This window comes from Streptomyces sp. NPDC001381, from assembly GCF_042895685.1.
Classification (GTDB): Bacteria; Actinomycetota; Actinomycetes; order Streptomycetales; family Streptomycetaceae; genus Streptomyces.
Genome location: NZ_JBIAWO010000009.1, coordinates 57881 through 76071, shown reverse-complemented (window position 1 = coordinate 76071; position 18191 = coordinate 57881). Strand labels below are relative to the sequence as shown.

Here is an 18191-nt window from a genome sequence, read left to right as displayed (position 1 = left end):
CCCAACCCCTTCGGCCTGGGGACGTCTCCCGGGCCCTGGGGCGCTCGGGGAGGAACGCCCGGCGCCTGCCACGACCGCGGCCTGCAGGCCGTGGCCGTCGGGCACCTCACCCCGGCGAAGGCACCCGGAACCGGTGTCCCGGGTGCCTCTCGCGTCCTACTTCTCGGTGACGCCCGCCGAATCGAAGGTCGCCACCTCGTGCATCGCCCGGGCCGTGCTCTGGACCAGCGGGAGGGCCAGGAGGGCGCCGGTGCCCTCGCCGAGGCGGAGGTCGAGGTCGACCAGGGGGCGCAGACCCAGCTTGTTGAGGGCCGCCACATGGCCGGGTTCCGCGCTGCGGTGGCCGGCGATGCAGGCCGCGAGGACCTCCGGGGCGATGGCCCGGGCGACCAGGGCGGCGGCGCCGGCGCTGACGCCGTCCAGGATCACCGGCGTACGCAGGGACGCGCCCCCGAGGAGGAGGCCGACCATCGCCGCGTGTTCGAAGCCGCCGATCGCGGCCAGGACGCCGATGGGGTCGGCGGGGTCCGGCTGGTGCAGTTCCAGGGCGCGGCGGACGACCTCGGTCTTGCGGGCGAGGGTCTCGTCGTTGATACCGGTGCCCCGGCCCGTCACCTCGGCCGGGTCCGCGCCGGTGAAGACGGAGATCAGGGCCGCGGACGCCGTCGTGTTCGCGATGCCCATCTCGCCCGTCAGCAGGGCCTTGTTGCCGGCCGCCACCAGGTCACGGGCGGTCTCGATGCCGACCTCGATGGCCTGCTTGGCCTCCTCGCGGGTCATCGCGGGGCCGGTGGTCATGTCGGACGTGCCCGCGCGGATCTTGCGGGGCAGGAGGCCGGGGGTCGCCGGGAGGTCGGCGGCCACACCCACGTCCACCACGCACACCTCCGCGCCCACCTGGGTCGCGAAGGCGTTGCAGACCGCGCCGCCGCCGAGGAAGTTGGCGACCATCTGGGCCGTCACCTCCTGCGGCCAGGGGGTGACCCCCTGGGCGTGCACACCGTGGTCGCCGGCGAAGATCGCGACGGCCGCGGGCTCCGGGATCGGGGGCGGGCACTGCCGGGACAGGCCGGACAGCTGCGCGGAGATGATCTCCAGCATGCCGAGCGCGCCGGCCGGCTTGGTCATGCGCTTCTGGCGCTCCCACGCCTCGCCGAGCGCCTTGGCGTCCAGCGGGCGGATCCCCGCGACCGTCTCGGCGAGCAGGTCGTGCGGGTCCTCGCCGGGCAGCGCGCGACGGCCGTACGTCTCCTCGTGGACGACCCAGGACAGCGGGCGGCGCTTGGCCCAGCCGGCCTGCATCAGCTCGGGCTCGTCCGGGAACTCGTCGACGTAGCCGACGCAGAGGTAGGCGACCACTTCGAGGTGTTCGGGCAGGCCCAGCGCGCGGACCATCTCGCGCTCGTCGAAGAAGCTGACCCAGCCGACGCCGAGGCCCTCGGCGCGGGCGGCGAGCCAGAGGTTCTCGACCGCGAGCGCGGAGGAGTACGGCGCCATCTGCGGCTGCGTGTGGCGGCCCAGGGTGTGGCGGCCGCCCCGGGTCGGGTCGGCGGTGACCACGATGTTCACCGGGGTGTCGAGGATGGCCTCGATCTTCAGTTCCTTGAACTGCTTCGCCCGGCCCTTGGGCAGGGACTTGGCGTACGCGTCGCGCTGACGCATCGCCAGTTCGTGCATGGCGCGCCGGGTGTCGGCGGAGCGGATGACGACGAAGTCCCACGGCTGCGAGTGGCCGACGGAGGGCGCGGTGTGGGCGGCCTCCAGCACGCGCAGCAGCACCTCGTGCGGGATCGGGTCGCTCCGGAAGCCGTTGCGGATGTCCCGGCGCTCGCGCATGACCTTCAGAACGGCCTCACGCTCGGCGTCGTCGTACCCGGGCGCGGCAGGGCCGGTGGACTCTGTGACTTCTTCCACGGGGGCCGTGCTCTCTTCCTGGTCGGCGGCCCTGGTGTCCAGGTCCTCCGGGCTCTGGGCGACCTCGGGGTCGGGGTCGGCATGGGCGTCGGCCGCGGGCTCCGCGTCCGGGGTCGCCGGGGCGGGAGCGGCGTCGGCCGCGCGGGGGGCGGGGACGGTGGGAGCGGGAGCGCCGGGGGCCTGTGCCGGGATCCCCGGCTGGGCCGACGCGGTCTCCGCGGGCCGCTGGTCCTCCGGCGGAACCACCGGGGCCTGCTGCGGGGTGGGGGCGAGGTGCGGGGTGGTCGGCACACTGCCCTCGACCGGCACGAACGCGCCCATCGGCTGGTCCGGGTGGGGGGCGGAGAGCGTCATGCCGACGGGCGCGGCCGGGGCCTCGGCAGGCGCCCCGCCGGGCACCTCGACCGGTACGGCTGCGGGGATGTCGGCGGGAGCCTCGGCGGAGACCTCGGCCGGCGTCTCCGCCTGCGGGGCCGCGGACACCGGGGCGGGGGCGGAGGCCGGGGCGGGATCGTCCAGGGACTGGGATGCCGGATCCGCCTGGTGGACGGCGGGGGCGGCGGGCTCGCTCACGGGCTGCGCCTCCGGCTCCGGCTGGGTGGCCGGGGCCTGGGCCGGCCGGGCCGCCTGCTCCGGAGCGGGGTGCGTCCGGGAGACCGGCTCGGGCTGCGGCTGCGCGACGCCCGGTGCCACGGGCTGGACGGTGGCGGTCTCCGCGGCCGGGACGGCTGCTGCGGCCTCGGCGGGTACGGCGGCAGCCGCCTCGGCAGACACGTCGGAGGTCTGGGCGGGCTGCGGGACCTCGGGAGCCGCGGTGGCTTGCGCGGGCTGGGGGGCCTCGGGAGCCACGGTGGCTTCCGCGGGCTGCGGGGCCTCGGCGACGGCGGGTTCACCGGGAGCGGTGGCGCCCTCGGCGAGCTGCGCCGCGTCGCCGGCGGGTACGGAAGGCTCGGCGGCAGGGTTCTCCTGCACGGGAACGGGAGCCGCGGGCACCTCTTGCACGGATGCGACCGTCTCCGGCGCGGGCTGTCCGGCTGCCTCGGCGGTCACGGTCGTCTCCGGTTCGGGGGCCTGGCCGGTGGTGTCGGGTGCGGGCACGGGCTCGGTGACCTGCGCCGCGTCCTGGGCCGGGGTGGCCTCCGGGACCGGGGACTCGGTGGCGGGCTCGGAGGCCGGGGCGGCCTGAACCGGCTCGGAGAGCTGGGCGGCCTCGACAGTGCTCGGCCCACCCTCCTGGGCTGCCTCGGGAGCGGGCGCCTCGGCTGCGGGAACCGTCCCGGGGCCGGGCACCTCGGCCGCCTGGGCGACCTCAGAGGCGGTCGGCTCGGACACCGGCGCCGCTGCACCCCCGGGCTCGGCGCCCGGGACCGCCTCGGCAGCGGGCACCTCGGCAGCCTGGGCCGCCTCGGCGGGAGCCGCCTCCGCAACCTGCGCCACCTCGGCAGCGGGCACGTCGGCACCCTGGACGGCCTCGCCGTCGGTCGTCTCGGGCACCTGGACCGCCTCAGCAGGCGCCTCGGCAGCCTGCGTCACTTCGGCCGCGGTCGCCTCGGCGCCCTGGACCGTCTCACCGGCGCTCTCCCCGGGAACCGGGACCGCGTCGGCAACGGGCGCGACAACCTGCGGCACGTCGCCCGTGGACGTCTCGGCACCCTGGACCGCGTCGGCCCCGGCCGCCTCGACGGCCTGGGCCGCCCCTTCCGCGACCTGCGCCGTCTCGGCAGCGCCGGCCTCGGACGTCTGCGTCTCCTCGGCCGGGCTCGGCGCGGCCTGCGCCACCGGCACCGGGCCCTCGGCGGCCTCCTGCGCCACCTCGGCCGGACTCACCTGATCCATCTGATGCGCCTGGGCGGGACTCGCCTCGGCCGCCTGCGCCGCGTCGGCGGGTGCCTGCTGCGCGGCGGCGCCCGCCTCCACGGCCTGGGCGGCCTCGACGGAGCCCGCCTCGGGAACCCCGGCGGGCTCGGCCTCGGCCCCGGCCTCGGGCACGGACCCGGTAGCGGCCGTCGGCTCCCCCGCCGGCACGCCGTCCGCGGCGGGCGCGGGCTGTTCCCCGTGGCCGCCCTCGGTGACCGCGGGCGCCTCCGGCACAGCGACGGCCTGTTCCGACTCGTCGGACGCGTCGGGCCCGTCGGCCTGGTCGCCCCCGGAAGAGGCGCCGGCCCCCGCGTCCGGCGCCGCCTCCGTCACCTCGCCGGCGACGTCCTGCTCGGCCTCGGCGATCAGAGCCGCTCCGAGCAGCTGACCGGGATCGACGAACCCGGTGGCGGTGGCGGCGAACCGCGCGGGCTCGGCCGTCGCCGCCGGTCCGGGAACCTGAGCGGGCTCTCCGGTGAGGGCGCCGGGAACCTGCGGCGTCGTAGCCGGACCGCTCTCGCTCCCGGCGTACGCCGCCTCGGTGCTCTCCGCCTCCTGCTGGGCGGTCGCGGCGATCGCCTCGGTGGCCACGCGGGCCACGACGGCCTCGGCGGCGCCCACCTGGCCGGGCTCGGGAGCCACGGGACCGGCCGCCGGAACAGGAACGGCCGTTTCCGCGGGGGTCGCCCCGGGCACGGCCGGCCCCTGAGCCGGAACGGCGGCGGGAGCGGTGGCCTGGGCCCCCCAGGGTGCCGCGCCCTGCGGGGGCGTGTCGCGCAGCGGCGGGACGTCGAGGTATTCGGGACCGGAGACGGGCGGGCCGGCCTGACGCACCGGAGCGCCGGCGGGGCCGCGGTCCGCGAGGGAGCGGACCGGGCTGGAGGAGGTGTCGGGGATCGGGGGGCCCAGGTGGAGAGGGCGGCGCGGGGCCGGCTGCGGCGGCGCGGCCGGGCCCGGCAGGCGTACGGCACTGAGGTCCACCGAGCCGCTGTCGCGGCCGGAGAGCTCGTGCGGGCCGGGCTCGTGCACCGTCTCGACGACCGGCTCGGGCGCGGGCGGAGCCACTTCGTTGCCCCACGCGCTCTGGGCGCCCGGCAGCAGCAACAGGTCTTCGTCCTCGGCGGTGGTCTCGGAGAGGTAGGTGTACGCGCCGTGCGCGGGGGCGCCCGGCTGTTCCACCATGCCTGCGTTCTCCGGCAGCCCCTCGCCCGGGACCTGGCCGGTGTCGGTCATGCGTACCCCTCGCCCATCGGTTAGTGCTCCTACGACCAGCTCATCCGGAACGGCGCACCGACCGCCCCGTAGTGAAGAACGAGCGTCCGTGCCCAGCGGCACGAACGACCCGCCCGAAAAAGCGACAAAGCCATTCAGTGGCATTGTCCCGGCCGTGGCCGCGTCGCGACAGGTTGATCTCCGTCGTGCCGCTGTGGACTGCGCCACGTTGCGCGCCCTCCGGTTCTGCCGTACCACGCCCCACCCCAAAAGGGATGTGTTTTCCGGACATTGACCGACGAAGCGCCGGGTGAACGGAAGCGGTACGACGATCGGCCAGCCTACCGCGAGCGGTACGACAACAGGATCACGGGGAGGGCGGAGGAGGTCATGGCCGGCGGTCCGGCAGAACCCCGCTGAGCAGGAACGCGACACTCCGCTCGGTCTCCGTCCAGACCCGCGTGTCGAGTTGGACGGACTGCAGGAGGGCGCACTCGACGAGGTAGCCGTGCTCGGTCAGGTCGCGGCCGACGAGTTCGGCGGCGTCGCGGGTCGCCGCGTGGGTGACGATGCGCTGCGGGCGGCGGTCGGCGACGGCGGAGACCACCGCCACTCCCCCGCCGCCGACCCGGACGACGTCCGGTTCGGGCAGGTTCTCCAGGACGTGCGGGGCGGTGCCGCGGACGATCTGGAGCTGGACGCCGTGGCGGCGGGCGGCGGCGTCCGTGCGGGCGCAGGCGTCCAGGTCCCGGTCGACGGCGAGGACGGCCGCGCCGGCCCGCGCGGCCTCGGTCGCGAACGCGCCGCTGCCGCAGCCGATGTCCCAGACGAGGTCGCCCACGCGCGGTCCGAGCCGGGCGAGTTGGGCCGCGCGCAGCAGGTCCGTCTCCCCTTCGCCGAGGCCGCCGCCGTACGCCTCGGCGGGCAGGGCCCAGCCGCGCGGGCCGGCGCCCGGGTCGCGCCCGGCGATCCAGCCGCCGCCGTCCCCGGCGGTCACCGGGCCGCCGATGACGATCACGACGTTGGGGTCGCGCCAGGTGTGGTCGACGGCCTTGTCGGAGGTGAGGACGCTGACCCGTTCGCGGTCGGTGCCGAGTTCCTCGCAGACCACGAAGGTGCGGTGCACGCCCTCCAGGAGCAGACCCAGCTCGGCGGGCCCGGCGCCGGGCGAGGTGAGCACGGCGACCTTGGTGTGGGCGCGGCAGACGTTGACCGCGCGGCGCAGCGTGCGCCGGTGGGCGACGACGACCTGGGCGTCGTCCCAGGGCATCCCGGCGCGGGCGAAGGCGGTGGCGACGGAGGAGACGGCCGGGACGACCTCGACCTCGAGACCGAACTCGGGTGCGCGCAGGGTCCGTACGACGCCGAAGAAGCCCGGGTCGCCGTCGGCGAGGACGACCGCCGTGCCGCGGTGGCCGGCGATGCGGCGGGCGGCCAGGGAGACGCTGCCCAGCCGGATGCGTTCGGCGGCGGGCGGTATCTCGGGCAGCGTCAGATGGTGGGCGGCGCCGGCCACCAGGGTGGCGGCACCCAGCGCCGAGCGGGCCGCGGCGGTCAGCGGCGAGCCGTCCCAGCCGATCACCGTGACGCGGTCGGCCATCGTCGTCAGTCTCCCCGGGGTTTACGCAGGTAGCGGGCTCCGTGAGGGTACCTGGTCGACGGGGCCGGACGACGGGGGCTCGCGTTCAGTTCCAGTCGGTGTACGACGTGAATCCGCCGCTCTCCGCCAGCTGCTCCCCGGCGCCCTCCAGGTCCTCGGGCAGCAGGCTCCACACGATGAAGTCGGTGCGCACCTCGGTCCAGGTGCCGTCCTCGGCGCGGGCCCGGGCTATGCAGGCGTTGCGCAGCACGCCCTCGCTGATGCAGCCGATCTTCTGCGCGACCTGCTGGGAGGCGGTGTTGTCGGCGGCCGTGCGCAGCTCGATGCGTTCGAGTTTCTGGTCGGTGAAGAGCCACTGGGCGGTGGCGAGGGCGGCCTCGGAGGCGTAGCCCTCGCCGCGGGCCCAGGAGGCGACGATGTACGACAGTTCGGTGGAGCGGACGTGCCAGTTGGTCTTGCCGAGCTGGATGACGCCGACGAGCCGCTGGGTGAGGAACTCGGTGACGGCGAGGTCGAGGCCGCGGCCGGCCGTGCGTTCGGCGGGCGCGTACTCGGTGATCCAGGTGCGGGCGTCGCTCTCGGTGAACGGCTGGGGTACGGCCGTCCACGCCGCGATCTGCTCGTCGTTCATCATTTCGGCCAGGGCCGGCACGTCGTCCTCGTCGAGGGGACGCAGCACCAACCGCTCCGTGCTGATGGAGATGGTGGGGAAGGTGCTCGTCATGCGCCGCTCCGTAACCTTCGAAACCTCGGGACCCTGTCTACCGGACCGTCAGGACCCGCTGAACTGCCCAGCATGCAGCATGAAAGCACTGGACCGCACCACGGGGTCCGCCCCCGGTGAGGGGTGAACCCCGTGGTGTGCGGCGCCTGTCGGCGCGAGCCGGTTCAGAACGCGGCGACGACGGCTCCGTCGTACTTGTCCTCGATGAACTTCTTCACCTCGGCCGAGGTGAGCAGCTTGGCGAGCTTCTCGACCCGGGGGTCGTCCTCGTCGCCCTTCTTGACGGCGAGGAAGTTGGCGTACGGGTTGTCCTGGGCGGACTCGGCGGCGAGCGCGTCCTCGGCGGGGCTGAGGTCGGCCTCCAGCGCGTAGTTGCCGTTGATCACCGCGGCGTCGACGTCGGCGAGGGAGCGCGGCAGCTGGGCCGCCTCCAGCTCCTTGAACTTCAGGTTCCTGGGGTTGGACGTCACGTCCTTGGGGGTCGCCGCGAAGCCGACGCCGGACTTCAGCTCGATGAGCCCGTTGGCCTCCAGGAGCTTGAGCGCGCGGGCCTCGTTGGTGGTGTCGTTCGGCAGGGCGACGGTGGCGCCCTTCTTGAGGTCGTCGAGCTTCTTGACGTCCTGGGAGTAGAGGCCGAGCGGCTCCAGGTGCACCGTGGCGTTCGGCACGGCGACGATGTCGGTGCCGTTCTTCTTGTTGAAGTCGTCCAGGTACGGCTGGTGCTGGAAGTAGTTGGCGTCGACCTCGCCCTGCTGGACGGCGGTGTTGGGGGTCACGTAGTCCGTGAACTCCTTGACCTCCAGCTTCAGGCCGGCCTTCTCCGCGAGGTTGTCCTTGATGTAGGTGAGGATCTCGCCCTGCGGGGTGGGCGTGGCGGCGACGGTCAGCGTGGCGTTCGCGTCGGTGCCGGCGGAGTCCTTGTCCGAGCCGCAGGCGCTGAGTCCGAGGGTGAGGGCTCCGGCGGCGAGGACGGCGGTGGTGATCTTGGCGGTGTTACGCACGAAAAGTGCCTTTCCTGTGGGTGGTGCTGCCCCGCGGTGGGTGGGCGGGGGGATCTGGGGGGTCTGGGGGGCTCAGGCGGCCTTGCCGACGTCGGCGGCGTCGGCCGCCGCCGGCTCCTTGGCCTTCAGCAGCCGCAGGGCCGGCGCCGGGCCGGAGCGGCCGCCGCGGCGGTGCAGGGCGCGGGCCACCGAGTCGCCGGCGAACTGGATGAGGGCGATCACGACGGCGAGGACGGCGACGGTGATCCACATCAGGTCGGTCTCGAAGCGCTGGTAGCCGTAGCGGACGGCGATGTCGCCGAGGCCGCCGGCGCCGACCGTGCCGGCCATGGCGGAGTAGCCGATCAGGGCGACGATCGTGGTGGTCGTGGAGGAGATCAGCGAGGGCAGCGACTCGGGGACGAGGACCTTGCGCACGACGGTCCAGGTGTTGCCGCCCATCGCCTGCACGGCCTCGACGAGTCCGCCGTCCACTTCGCGGACAGCCGTCTCGACGAGGCGGGCGAAGAACGGGATGGCGCCGATGGCCAGCGGCACGATGGCGGCCTCGCGGCCGATGGTGGTGCCGGTGATCGAGCGTGTGAAGCCCATCAGCGCGACCATCAGGATGATGAACGGCATCGAGCGGGCGATGTTCACGGCCTGCCCGATGACCTTGTTGGCGACGACGTTCTGCAGCAGGCCGCCCCGGTCGGTGAGGACCAGCAGGACGCCGAGCGGGAGGCCGCCCGCGACCGCGACGAGCGTGGACCAGCCGACCATGTAGAGGGTGTCCCCACAGGCCTGCTCCAGCAGGGGCTGCATCTCGGACCAGGTCACTTGGCACCTTCCTTCACCAGCAGGGGCTCACCCACGACGTCGATCTGCAGGCCCTGTTCGCGCAGGAAGCCGATCGGTACGACGTTGTCGTCGTAGCGGCCGGGCAGTTCGATGCGCATCCGGCCGACCTGGAGGCCGCCGACGGTGTCGATGGCGGCGCCGAGGATGGAGATGTCGATGTTGTAGGTGCGCGACAGCTGGGAGATGACCGGCTGGGTGGCGGCCTCGCCGTGGAAGGTGACGTCCACGACGGTGCGGTCCTCGCCGGTGGCCTCCCCGCCGACGGGGAAGAGCGCGGCGGCCAGTTCGGAGCCGGGGGTGGCGAGCAGCTCGCTGACCGTGCCGGACTCCACGATCCGGCCCCGCTCCATGAGCGCGGCGGAGTCGCAGATGGACTTGACCACGTCCATCTCGTGGGTGATGAGCAGGACGGTCAGGCCCAGCTGCCGGTTCAGGTCGCGCAGCAGCCGGAGGATGGAGCGGGTGGTCTCCGGGTCGAGGGCGCTGGTCGCCTCGTCGGACAGGAGCACCTTGGGGTCGCCGGCGAGGGCGCGGGCGATGCCGACGCGCTGCTTCTGGCCGCCGGAGAGCTGGGCCGGGTAGGACCGCGCCTTGTCGGCGAGTCCGACCAGGTCGAGCAGCCCCAGGGCCTTGCGGGAACGTTCCTTCCCGGAGATGCCGAGGATTTCGAGGGGCAGTTCGACGTTGTCCTGCACGGTGCGCGAGGACAGCAGGTTGAAGTGCTGGAAGACCATGCCGACACGGCTGCGCGCCTGCCGCAGTTCCCGGCCGGCCCGGGGTCCGCGGCCGGCGAGGGCGGTGAGGTCCTGTCCGGCGACGGTGACCGTGCCGGCGGTGGGGCGCTCCAGCAGGTTGACGCAGCGGATCAGCGAGGACTTGCCGGCGCCGGACTGGCCGATGACGCCGTACACCTCGCCTTCGCGGACGTGCAGGTCGACGCCGTCGAGGGCGGTGACCTCACGGCCGCGCGAGCGGTAGACCTTGGTAAGGCCCGTGGTGGTGATCACTGGGATTTCCGTCACTGTCGAGTGCGCGGGCAGGGGTGTGCCCGGACGCACGGGTGCAAGCTGTCAGGGACGCGACACGGTTCTCACGGTGATGGCGGGATCCGGGGAAGAACAGGTGCGCGGGGCGGCCATGTCACACGGCGCACGGCGCGGGGACATGCCACGGCGTCTCGCTTCGGGGCGCGAGCTCGGGGGTGGTGCAGGGGCCCTCTAGAAGGCGCACATTCGACACAGACAACGAGCACCGGGCGTCATGGTCGCCTCGGTCGCGGTGCGGCTGCTCGTCGTGGTCATGGGCATCAGTAAACCAGACGTACGGTCCTGACCGAGCCAGGCTGTCCGGATACTGGACAGTCATGGACAGCCCTCCCGGGTGCGGGGGCGGACGCCGGGGGCCGATTACGGCGTAATAGGGTCGCTGCATGCTTGATGCCCTGACGCTGGTGACCGGCGTCGCCGCGTTGCCGCTCGCCGCCTGGTGCGGCTGGGCGGCCTACCGCGACCAGCCGACGAAGGACTGGCACTTCATCGGGATGGCCGTGGTCTCGGTGCTGGCCCTGGTCCAGTTGGTGATCGGGATCGTGCAGCTGGCGCGGGGCGAGAAGCCGGAACAAGGCACGACGATCTTCGTGGCGTATCTGCTGGGCGCGTTCGCGTGCATCCCGGCGGCGGGGTTCATGTCCCTGGCCGAGCGGACGCGCTGGGGTTCGGTCACCGTCGCCGCCGGCGCGGTCGTGCTCGCCGTCCTCGAGGTCCGGCTCTACGACATCTGGGGAGGCTGAGATGACGGCCGTTCAGGACAAGCCGGCCCGGCTGATCGGCGGGCCCGGCCTGGTGCTGGTGTGGTTCTACGGCGTGATGGTCGTCGGGGCCGTGTCGCGCTCGGCGTACCAGATCGCCACGGAGTTCGACCGGGCGCCGCTGGCGTACACGCTGTCGGCGGTGGCGGGGCTCGTGTACGGGTTCATCACGTACTCGCTGGTGCGCGGCGGCGAGACGGCGCGCAGGGCGGCCCAGGTGTGCTGTGCCGCCGAACTCGCGGGCGTGCTGATCGTCGGTACGTGGACCCTGATCGAGCCGTCGGCCTTCCCGGACGCGACGGTCTGGTCCGACTACGGCATGGGGTACGTGTTCATCCCCGTCCTGCTGCCGCTGTCGGCCCTGTACTGGCTGCGGAAGTCCCGTACGGCTAAGCCGTAGCCGCGTACTCCCCCGCCTGCTTCTCCAGGACGATCATGGGTACGCCGTCCGTGCCCTGGGACGTGCCCACCGTCTCGTAGCCGACGCGGCGGTACAGGCGGAGGTTGCCCTCGCTGCGGTGACCGGTGTGGAGACGGAACTTCTTGGCGCCGCGCTCCTCGGCCAGGGCGGCCTCGGCGGCGCGGAGCAGCCGGGCGCCGATCCCGTGGCCCTGGAGGCGCGGGTGGACGCACAGCTTGCCGATCGAGGCCGCGCCGTCCTCGGTGATGTGGCCGCGGACCGAGCCGACCACCTCGTCGCCCAGCCGGGCCACGATGACGCAGTCGGAGACGAGTTCCTCCTTGACGGAGTCCAGGCTCTGGACGAGCGGGGCGATGCGGTAGTTGCCGTACAGCGCGGCTTCGCTCTGGAAACACAGGTACTGCAGCCTGAAGATCTGCTCGGCATCCTGCTCGGTCGCCACCGAGATGGTCACGCTCATGCCCATGTGCGCACGCCTCCCGCTCACCTGATCGCCTGTGGTCCTTCACTCCTATCCCCGCACTTCGCGGGCCGCAACCTCCGGTGTGAGCAAACGACGCAGACATCCCAGACATCTGGAGCGTTCCGGTCCGAGACTTCCCTGTGAGATACCCAACTCCCCCGCGATCTCCCGGTAGGTGAGGTCCTCGGAGGAGAGGAACGCCTGAAGGAGACGGGGGCAGCGGCCGGGGAGGCGGCGCACGGCCTCGCGCAGGACACGGCGGTGGGCGGCGGCGAGGGCGAGGTGCTCGGGGCCGCGGTCGTGGTCGTCGGCCGGCTCGGTCTCGTACGGTCGCTCGAGGTGGGTCGTGCGGTGGGCACGGCGGGCCTCCGCGCGCACGGCCCGGCGCAGCCAGTCCTCGGGGTCGCGCGGCGGGCCGCCGGCGGCGAGGTGCTCCAGGAGGCGGAGCCAGACCTCCTGTTCCAGGTCGCCGGGTTCGGTGCCGGTGGCGTGTGCCTCGGCCGAGGCCTCGGCGGCGAGGAGCGGGCGCAGATCGGTGAGCAGGTCGTGCGTCATGGGGCACACGATGCGGCCGCCCGGGCGGCTGGTTGCGCGGGCGGCCGTATGTCACTCCAACGGGGAGTCAGCCGTTGACGAAGTCCTGGCGGGCGAGGAGTCCGGTGTCCGGGTTGTCGGTGAAGACCCCGTCGATGCCGGTCGCGAAGTACGTGCGGTAGGCGCCGAAGACGTCGCCGTACGCGTCCGCGTCGGTGCCCTTGCGGAAGTCGGCGGGCAGGAACGGGTTCTCGTTGCGCAGGGTGTACGGGTGCAGGACCAGGCCGACCGCGTGGGCGTCCCGGACCAGGGTGGTGGGGGTGGTGAGGCGGCCGTCCGCGTCCTTCGGGATGACCAGGTCGAGGGTGGGGCCGATGCCCTGGGCGTAACCGGCGATCTCCCGGAGGCCGGCCCGGGTGACGAGGTCGGCCACCGTGCGCGGGTCGCCCGCCTCGACGAAGTCCCAGGGGCGGGTGTTCGCGGCGGAGAGCAGCACCACGAGGGGGTTGTCGACCAGCTTGTTCAGGCGCTGGATGCTGCTCGGCTCGAAGGACTGCAGGACGACCGGCGAGTTCTTCCTGTCCTTGCCGTACTTGTGCAGCAGCTTGGCGACCCGCTCCTCCAGGCCGAGGCCCAGCTTGCGGAAGTAGGTGGGGTGCTTGGTCTCCGGGTAGATCCAGACCTGCTTGCCGCGCCTGCGGGTCTGCTCGTCCTGCCACCTGAGGACTTCCTCGAAGGTGGGGATCTCCCAGCGGCCGTCGTAGAGGGTGTTGTGCGGGCGGTTGGCCGGGATGCGCTCCACGGCGCGCAGGGTCTTCAGCTCGGCGAGCGTGAAGTCCTCGGTGAACCAGCCGGTGGTGGAGACGCCGTCGAGGACCTTCGTGGTCCTGCGGTCGGCGAACTCGGGATGGTCGGCGACGTCCGTCGTGCCGCCGATCTCCGGCTCGTGGCGGCAGACGAGGTGCCCGTCCCTGGTGGGGACGAGGTCGCCGGCCTCCACGATGTCGGCGCCCAGGTCGAGGGCGAGCTGGTAGGAGCCGAAGGTGTGCTCGGGGCGGTAGCCGCTGGCGCCGCGGTGACCGATGACCGTCGGGACCGGGAGGCTCCTCAGGCCGCCTCCGCCGTGCCGTGCGTCGGCCGCTCTCGCGGTCCCCGACAGGCCGAGGACACCTCCGGTGGCCCCGAGCACCGCCGCGCCGAGGAGCGCCCGGCGTCCGGTACCGCCCCCGCTCGCCCTCTCGTTCGACTCCCGCGCGTCCTGCGATCCCATGAGGCCCTCCTGCCCGTCGGCTCGTCCGTGCGGGCCGATCGTAGGGGCGTGGACATGACCGCCGGGAGACCGTGGTCCCAACACGCGGGTGACGGTGGATGGCGTGTGCCGTACGAGTGTCGTAGGGCTTCGCCGCCGAGGTGGTACGCGTGCGGTAGGGCCGCCCTACGGCGATGTGACGGGGCGTCGGACACCGCAGATTCGAACGGGTGGGGCCGGGTACGCGCCCGGTGTCGGGCCGTCCGCGGTATCTCTCGCCCGTGTTCCGTCCGCATGACGGGCCCGCGACGGTGCGGCCAACCAGGTATACGTACGTCAACAGTGCGTAAGGCCTCGGTGAACCCGATGTGCGTCACCCGGGGGGCCGCGAGTATCGTCCTCACCTGCACAGACTCATACCGTTTTCCCTTGGCATCGGAGGGCTCGTTGTCCCGCTTCGCGCTCATCAAGGCAGTGCTCGGACCGGTCATGCGCCTGATGTTCCGTCCCCGGGTCGAGGGCGCGGAGCACATCCCCGGCGATGGTCCCGTCATCCTGGCCGGCAACCACCTCACGTTCATCGACTCGATGATCCTGCCGCTCGTGTGCGACCGGCAGGTCTTCTTCATCGGCAAGGACGAGTACGTCACCGGCAAGAGCCTCAAGGGCCGGCTGATGGCCTGGTTCTTCACCGGCGTCGGCATGATCCCGGTGGACCGGGACGGCGGACGCGGGGGCGTGGCCGCGCTGATGACCGGGCGGCGGGTCCTGGAGGAGGGGAAGGTCTTCGGGATCTACCCCGAGGGGACCCGCTCCCCCGACGGCCGCCTCTACCGGGGGCGGACCGGGATCGCACGGCTCACCCTGATGACCGGCGCGCCCGTGGTCCCCTTCGCGATGATCGGCACGGACAAGCTGCAGCCGGGCGGTGCGGGGATGCCCCGCCCCGGGCGGGTCACCGTCCGGTTCGGCGAGGCGATGGAGTTCTCCCGCTACGAGGGGATGGACCGGGACCGCTATGTGCTGCGGGCCGTGACGGACTCCGTGATGGCCGAGGTCATGCGGCTGTCGGGGCAGGAGTACGTGGACATGTACGCGACCAAGGCCAAGGCGGCGTAAGGGGTCGCGTCAGGGTTCACCGAAGGGCGCGGGTCGTGCGCGGACGGCCGCGCAGGTCCCCGCGCCCCTGAGGTGCGCCCCTCACCCGGCGTGGTCGAGGCGCTGTCCCCGCAGCAGGAACCAGGCCGCCACCGCGGTCGCCAGCAGGACCGCCGCGCCCACCCCGGACGCCACGCCCAGACCGTCGACGAAGGCCTCGCGGGCCGATGTCAGCATGGGCGCGGCCGTGGACGCCGGCATGTGCGACGCCGCCTCCACCGCGCCGCCCAGTGACTCGTGCGCCCCTTCGGGAGTTCCCGTCGGCGACGGGAAGCCGCGGTAGACACCGGTCACGATCGAGCCGAGTACGGCGATGCCGAGGGCCGCGCCCAGTTCGTACGCCGTCTCGGAGACCGCGGACGCCGCTCCCGCCCGTTCCCTGGGGACGCTGGACAGGATGACGTCGGCGGTCACCGTGAAGGAGAAGCCGGCGCCCACGCCCACCACCAGCAGGGCGGCTCCCAGGACCGGGTAGCCGGTGGTCCCGGTGAGCGCCGTCAGCGCGGCCAGTGCCAGGCCGATCGCCGCGAGGCCGCCGGAGACCACGGCGCGTACCGAGAAGCGGCGGGCCGCGCGGCCGGCGACCAGACCGGCCGCCACTGCGCCCACGGCCGCGGGCAGTTCGGCCAGGCCCGCCTCCAGCGGGCTCCTGCCCTGCACCAACTGCAGGTACTGGGAGAGGAAGAACACCAGGCCGGACATGCCGAGGACGGTCAGGAGATCGGCCAGGACGGCGCCGCTGAAACCGCGCCGGCGGAACAGCCGCATGTCCAGCAGCGGGGCGGGGAGCGTGAGCTGGCGGCGTACGAAGCCGTGGAGCGCGGCCGCGCCCAGCAGACCGGCGGTGAGCGGCTCCCAGGTGAGGCCGTGGCCGGCGGCCTCCTTCACCGCGTAGACGACGGCGATCATCCCGGTCAGGGAGAGCAGCACGCTGGGCAGGTCCCAGGGGCCGGGGTCGGGGTTCTTCGACTCCGGCAGGGTCTTCACGCCGACGAGGACGAGCACCACCATCACGGGCAGGTTGATGAGGAAGACCGAGCCCCACCAGAAGTGTTCCAGGAGGAAGCCGCCCGCGATGGGGCCGACCGCGGTGCCCGCCGAGGCCGTCGCGCCCCAGATGCCCACCGCCAGGCTGCGTTCGCGCGGGTCGTGGAAGAGGTTGCGGATCAGGGCGAGCGTGGCGGGCATGAGGGTCGCGCCGGCCACGCCGAGCAGGGCGCGGGCCGCGATCATCGTCTCCGGTGTCGTCGCGTAGGCGTTGAGGACGGAGGTCAGTCCGAACGCGGTGGCACCGGCGAGCAGGATCCGCTTGCGGCCGATCCGGTCGCCGAGGCTGCCCATGGAGACCAGCAGACCGGCGATGACGAAGGAGTAGACGTCGCCGATCCACAGCAGCTGGGTGCCGGTGGGGTTGAGATCCTCGCTGATGAAGGGGGTCGCGAGACCGAGGACGGTCGCGTCGACGGCCACCAGCAGCACGGCGAGCACGAGGACGGAGAGCGCGAGCCAGCGGTCGGGGCGCTTCACCGCCTCCGTCGTCGTCGCCGGCTGCAGGGTGCTGGTCATGGTTCCTCTCTCCGTGCGGTGTCGTGTCTGAGCGCGCCGCCGAGCAGAAGCTCGACGACCATGTGCGTGAAGTCGTTGCGGGCGACCCTGCCCTCCGAGACGGCCCAGGCGCCGGAGGCCAGCAGGCCGTAGAGCGCCTCGGTGAGCCAGGCCGGGGTGAGGTCGATGCGGAACTCGCCGCCCGCCTGGCCCCGGCGGAACAGGGCCGCGATGCGGTCGTCGATCCGGGTCCAGCCCTGGTTCTGCCCCTCGCCCTCGAACAGCTGGTTCTCGGTGTAGAGGAAGGCGAGGAGGCCGGCGGACGGTTCGATGGCCCGCACCAGACGCCGTACGGCGTCGCTCGCGGGGCCGTCGTCCAGGCGGGCTGCGTCCAGGGCGGTCTCGCACTCCGCGATGCCGAGCGCCTCCAGGGCGCGGACGAGGGCGTCGCGGCCGGCGAAGTGCCGGTGCAGCGTGGCGCGGCTGATCCCGGCGGCCCTGGCGACCTCGTCCATGGTCGCGGTGGACTTGCGGGTCAGCAGGGCGGCGGCGCTGCGGAGTACGTGATCACGATCGACGGCCATGAGACGACGATAGACCATGTGAGACATTTTTGTCTCACCCTGGGCATGCGCGCCTCATGGAGGGGCTTTTCCGGGGTCCGGGTCCGATCAGTGCCAGGGCAGGGCGGCGCGCCGCTCCCAGTACTCCCGCGGGTCCTCGGCGAGGGCGGCCAGTGCGGCCAGCTGCTCCTCGTCCAGGTCGACGACCGCCGCGTGCAGATTGGAGGCGAGCTGGGCGGCGGTCGCGGCGCCGGAGAGGACCACCCCGGCCCAGGGCCGGCGCAGGACGAACGCCAGGGCCACCGCGTCGCAGCCCAGGAAGACCTCCGCGGCCACGTCCTTCAGGGCCTGCGGCGCGTACGGGTCGGCGAGCCGGCCGTTGGCCATGCCCTCCTTCACGATCACCGTGAGACCGGCGTCGTGGGCCTCGGCGAGGGCGGGGGCCGCCGAGGTCTCCAGGACGTTGTACGTCGACTGGACGGTACGGAAGAGGGGTTCGCCGTCGACCGTCACGGCGAGGGCGGCACGGATGGCGTCGGCCTGGGCGGGGCCGCTGGTGGAGAAGCCGACCGTGACGCCCCGCGCGGCGGCTTCCGCGAGCCTGGTGTGGAGTTCCTTGTCGGTGAGCGCGGGACTGTCCGGGGTCACCGAGTGGATCTGGTAGAGGTCGAGCCGGTCGCCGAGCAGTTCGGCGGTCTCGGCGCGCTGACGCTCGTACGTCTGGACGCTGTGGTCCTTGACCTCGTGTTCCTCCGCGTCGGTGGTCCAGCCGGCGGTGTAGGTGTAGCCCCATTTGCTGCCCACGACGACGTCGTCGGCCTCGGGCCTCGCCCGGAGCCAGTCGGCGAGGAACTCCTCGGAGCGGCCGTAGGAGCGGGCCGCGTCGAAGTAGCGGACACCCTGGGCGTAGGCGGCGTCGAGGAGTTCACGGGTGCGGGTGCGCAGCGTCTCGACGCCGCGGTCCGCTCCGAGGTCCCGGTCCCGGCCGAGGTTGATGTAGCCGGGGCGGCCGACGGCGGCGAGTCCCAGTCCGAGGTGACAGGTGGGGGTGGTCGCTGCGGCCAGTCGGGCGAAAGGCATCGCGGGCTCCGTTCGGTCGGCTCCGGTACGGCTCCCGACCAACCTAACGGCACGTGTGCGGTTCCCCGCGCGCCCGAAGGGCCCGCGGCCCTCGACACAGCCCGCGACATCACTCTTCCAGGCGTGTGCGTGACAGAAGTCCAGGCAGCGGCTCTGCAGAAAATCTGTCACGGCCACAGTAGACATGGGGTCGTCGCGGGGGTACTGTTTCTCTCGTACTCAG

The 18191-nt window shown here is 73.1% G+C and carries 15 protein-coding genes; 3 read left to right on the top strand and 12 right to left on the bottom strand.

Going from position 1 to position 18191, the window contains the following annotated elements:
• Positions 1-156: 156 nt before the first annotated feature.
• From cobT to ACFY2L_RS30970, 6 genes are all read right to left on the bottom strand, one after another.
• Positions 157-5004, bottom strand: a complete 4848-nt coding sequence (cobT, locus tag ACFY2L_RS30995; protein ID WP_390824032.1) for a nicotinate-nucleotide--dimethylbenzimidazole phosphoribosyltransferase — start codon at positions 5002-5004, stop codon at positions 157-159.
• 367 nt (positions 5005-5371) lie between these two features.
• Positions 5372-6583 (bottom strand): precorrin-6y C5,15-methyltransferase (decarboxylating) subunit CbiE, encoded by a 1212-nt coding sequence (cbiE, locus tag ACFY2L_RS30990; RefSeq protein ID WP_390660865.1) that lies wholly within the window; start codon positions 6581-6583, stop codon positions 5372-5374.
• Between the two features lie 85 nt (positions 6584-6668).
• On the bottom strand, positions 6669-7307 hold the full coding sequence (locus ACFY2L_RS30985) for a GNAT family N-acetyltransferase (RefSeq protein WP_390660864.1): 639 nt from the start codon (positions 7305-7307) through the stop codon (positions 6669-6671).
• Between the two features lie 164 nt (positions 7308-7471).
• Positions 7472-8308 (bottom strand): MetQ/NlpA family ABC transporter substrate-binding protein, encoded by an 837-nt coding sequence (locus tag ACFY2L_RS30980; RefSeq protein WP_390660863.1) that lies wholly within the window; start codon positions 8306-8308, stop codon positions 7472-7474.
• Positions 8309-8380: 72 nt separating this feature from the next.
• On the bottom strand, positions 8381-9127 hold the full coding sequence (locus tag ACFY2L_RS30975; RefSeq protein WP_390824031.1) for a methionine ABC transporter permease: 747 nt from the start codon (positions 9125-9127) through the stop codon (positions 8381-8383).
• On the bottom strand, positions 9124-10155 hold the full coding sequence (locus ACFY2L_RS30970) for a methionine ABC transporter ATP-binding protein (RefSeq protein WP_390660861.1): 1032 nt from the start codon (positions 10153-10155) through the stop codon (positions 9124-9126). Before ACFY2L_RS30970 ends, ACFY2L_RS30975 begins: the two co-directional genes overlap by 4 nt.
• Before the next feature lie 422 nt (positions 10156-10577).
• Here ACFY2L_RS30970 and ACFY2L_RS30965 point away from each other — a divergent pair, with 422 nt between their 5' ends.
• Both ACFY2L_RS30965 and ACFY2L_RS30960 read left to right on the top strand, forming a co-directional pair.
• Positions 10578-10937, top strand: a complete 360-nt coding sequence (locus tag ACFY2L_RS30965) for a hypothetical protein (RefSeq protein WP_390824030.1) — start codon at positions 10578-10580, stop codon at positions 10935-10937.
• Between the two features lies 1 nt (position 10938).
• Positions 10939-11355 carry a hypothetical protein gene (locus ACFY2L_RS30960; RefSeq protein WP_390660859.1) on the top strand — a complete coding sequence of 139 codons (417 nt, stop codon included), beginning with the start codon at positions 10939-10941 and terminating at the stop codon, positions 11353-11355.
• Here ACFY2L_RS30960 and ACFY2L_RS30955 read toward each other — a convergent pair.
• The 3 genes from ACFY2L_RS30955 to ACFY2L_RS30945 all read right to left on the bottom strand — a co-directional run bounded on the left by ACFY2L_RS30955 (position 11345) and on the right by ACFY2L_RS30945 (position 13643).
• A complete protein-coding gene (locus ACFY2L_RS30955; RefSeq protein ID WP_390660858.1) occupies positions 11345-11842 on the bottom strand; it encodes a GNAT family N-acetyltransferase in 498 nt (165 codons plus the stop codon). The two genes, ACFY2L_RS30960 and ACFY2L_RS30955, sit on opposite strands and share 11 nt — an antisense overlap.
• 45 nt (positions 11843-11887) lie before the next feature.
• On the bottom strand, positions 11888-12394 hold the full coding sequence (locus tag ACFY2L_RS30950) for a sigma-70 family RNA polymerase sigma factor (RefSeq protein WP_390660857.1): 507 nt from the start codon (positions 12392-12394) through the stop codon (positions 11888-11890).
• Between the two features lie 67 nt (positions 12395-12461).
• Positions 12462-13643, bottom strand: coding sequence for a glycerophosphodiester phosphodiesterase (locus ACFY2L_RS30945; RefSeq protein WP_390660856.1), 1182 nt, complete (start codon positions 13641-13643; stop codon positions 12462-12464).
• Positions 13644-14069: 426 nt separating this feature from the next.
• Between ACFY2L_RS30945 and ACFY2L_RS30940 the strand changes: the two genes are divergently transcribed.
• Entirely contained in the window at positions 14070-14741 is a 672-nt protein-coding gene (locus ACFY2L_RS30940) for a lysophospholipid acyltransferase family protein (RefSeq protein ID WP_390660942.1), read from the top strand.
• Between the two features lie 81 nt (positions 14742-14822).
• Here the strand turns inward: ACFY2L_RS30940 and ACFY2L_RS30935 are convergent, their stop codons facing one another.
• The 3 genes from ACFY2L_RS30935 to ACFY2L_RS30925 form a co-directional block, all read right to left on the bottom strand.
• A complete protein-coding gene (locus ACFY2L_RS30935; RefSeq protein WP_390660855.1) occupies positions 14823-16346 on the bottom strand; it encodes an MFS transporter in 1524 nt (507 codons plus the stop codon).
• Positions 16343-16909, bottom strand: coding sequence for a TetR/AcrR family transcriptional regulator (locus ACFY2L_RS30930; protein WP_390660854.1), 567 nt, complete (start codon positions 16907-16909; stop codon positions 16343-16345). The genes ACFY2L_RS30935 and ACFY2L_RS30930 overlap by 4 nt, the downstream gene beginning before the upstream one ends.
• 87 nt (positions 16910-16996) lie before the next feature.
• A complete protein-coding gene (locus ACFY2L_RS30925; protein WP_390824029.1) occupies positions 16997-17968 on the bottom strand; it encodes an aldo/keto reductase in 972 nt (323 codons plus the stop codon).
• Positions 17969-18191: the final 223 nt, after the last annotated feature.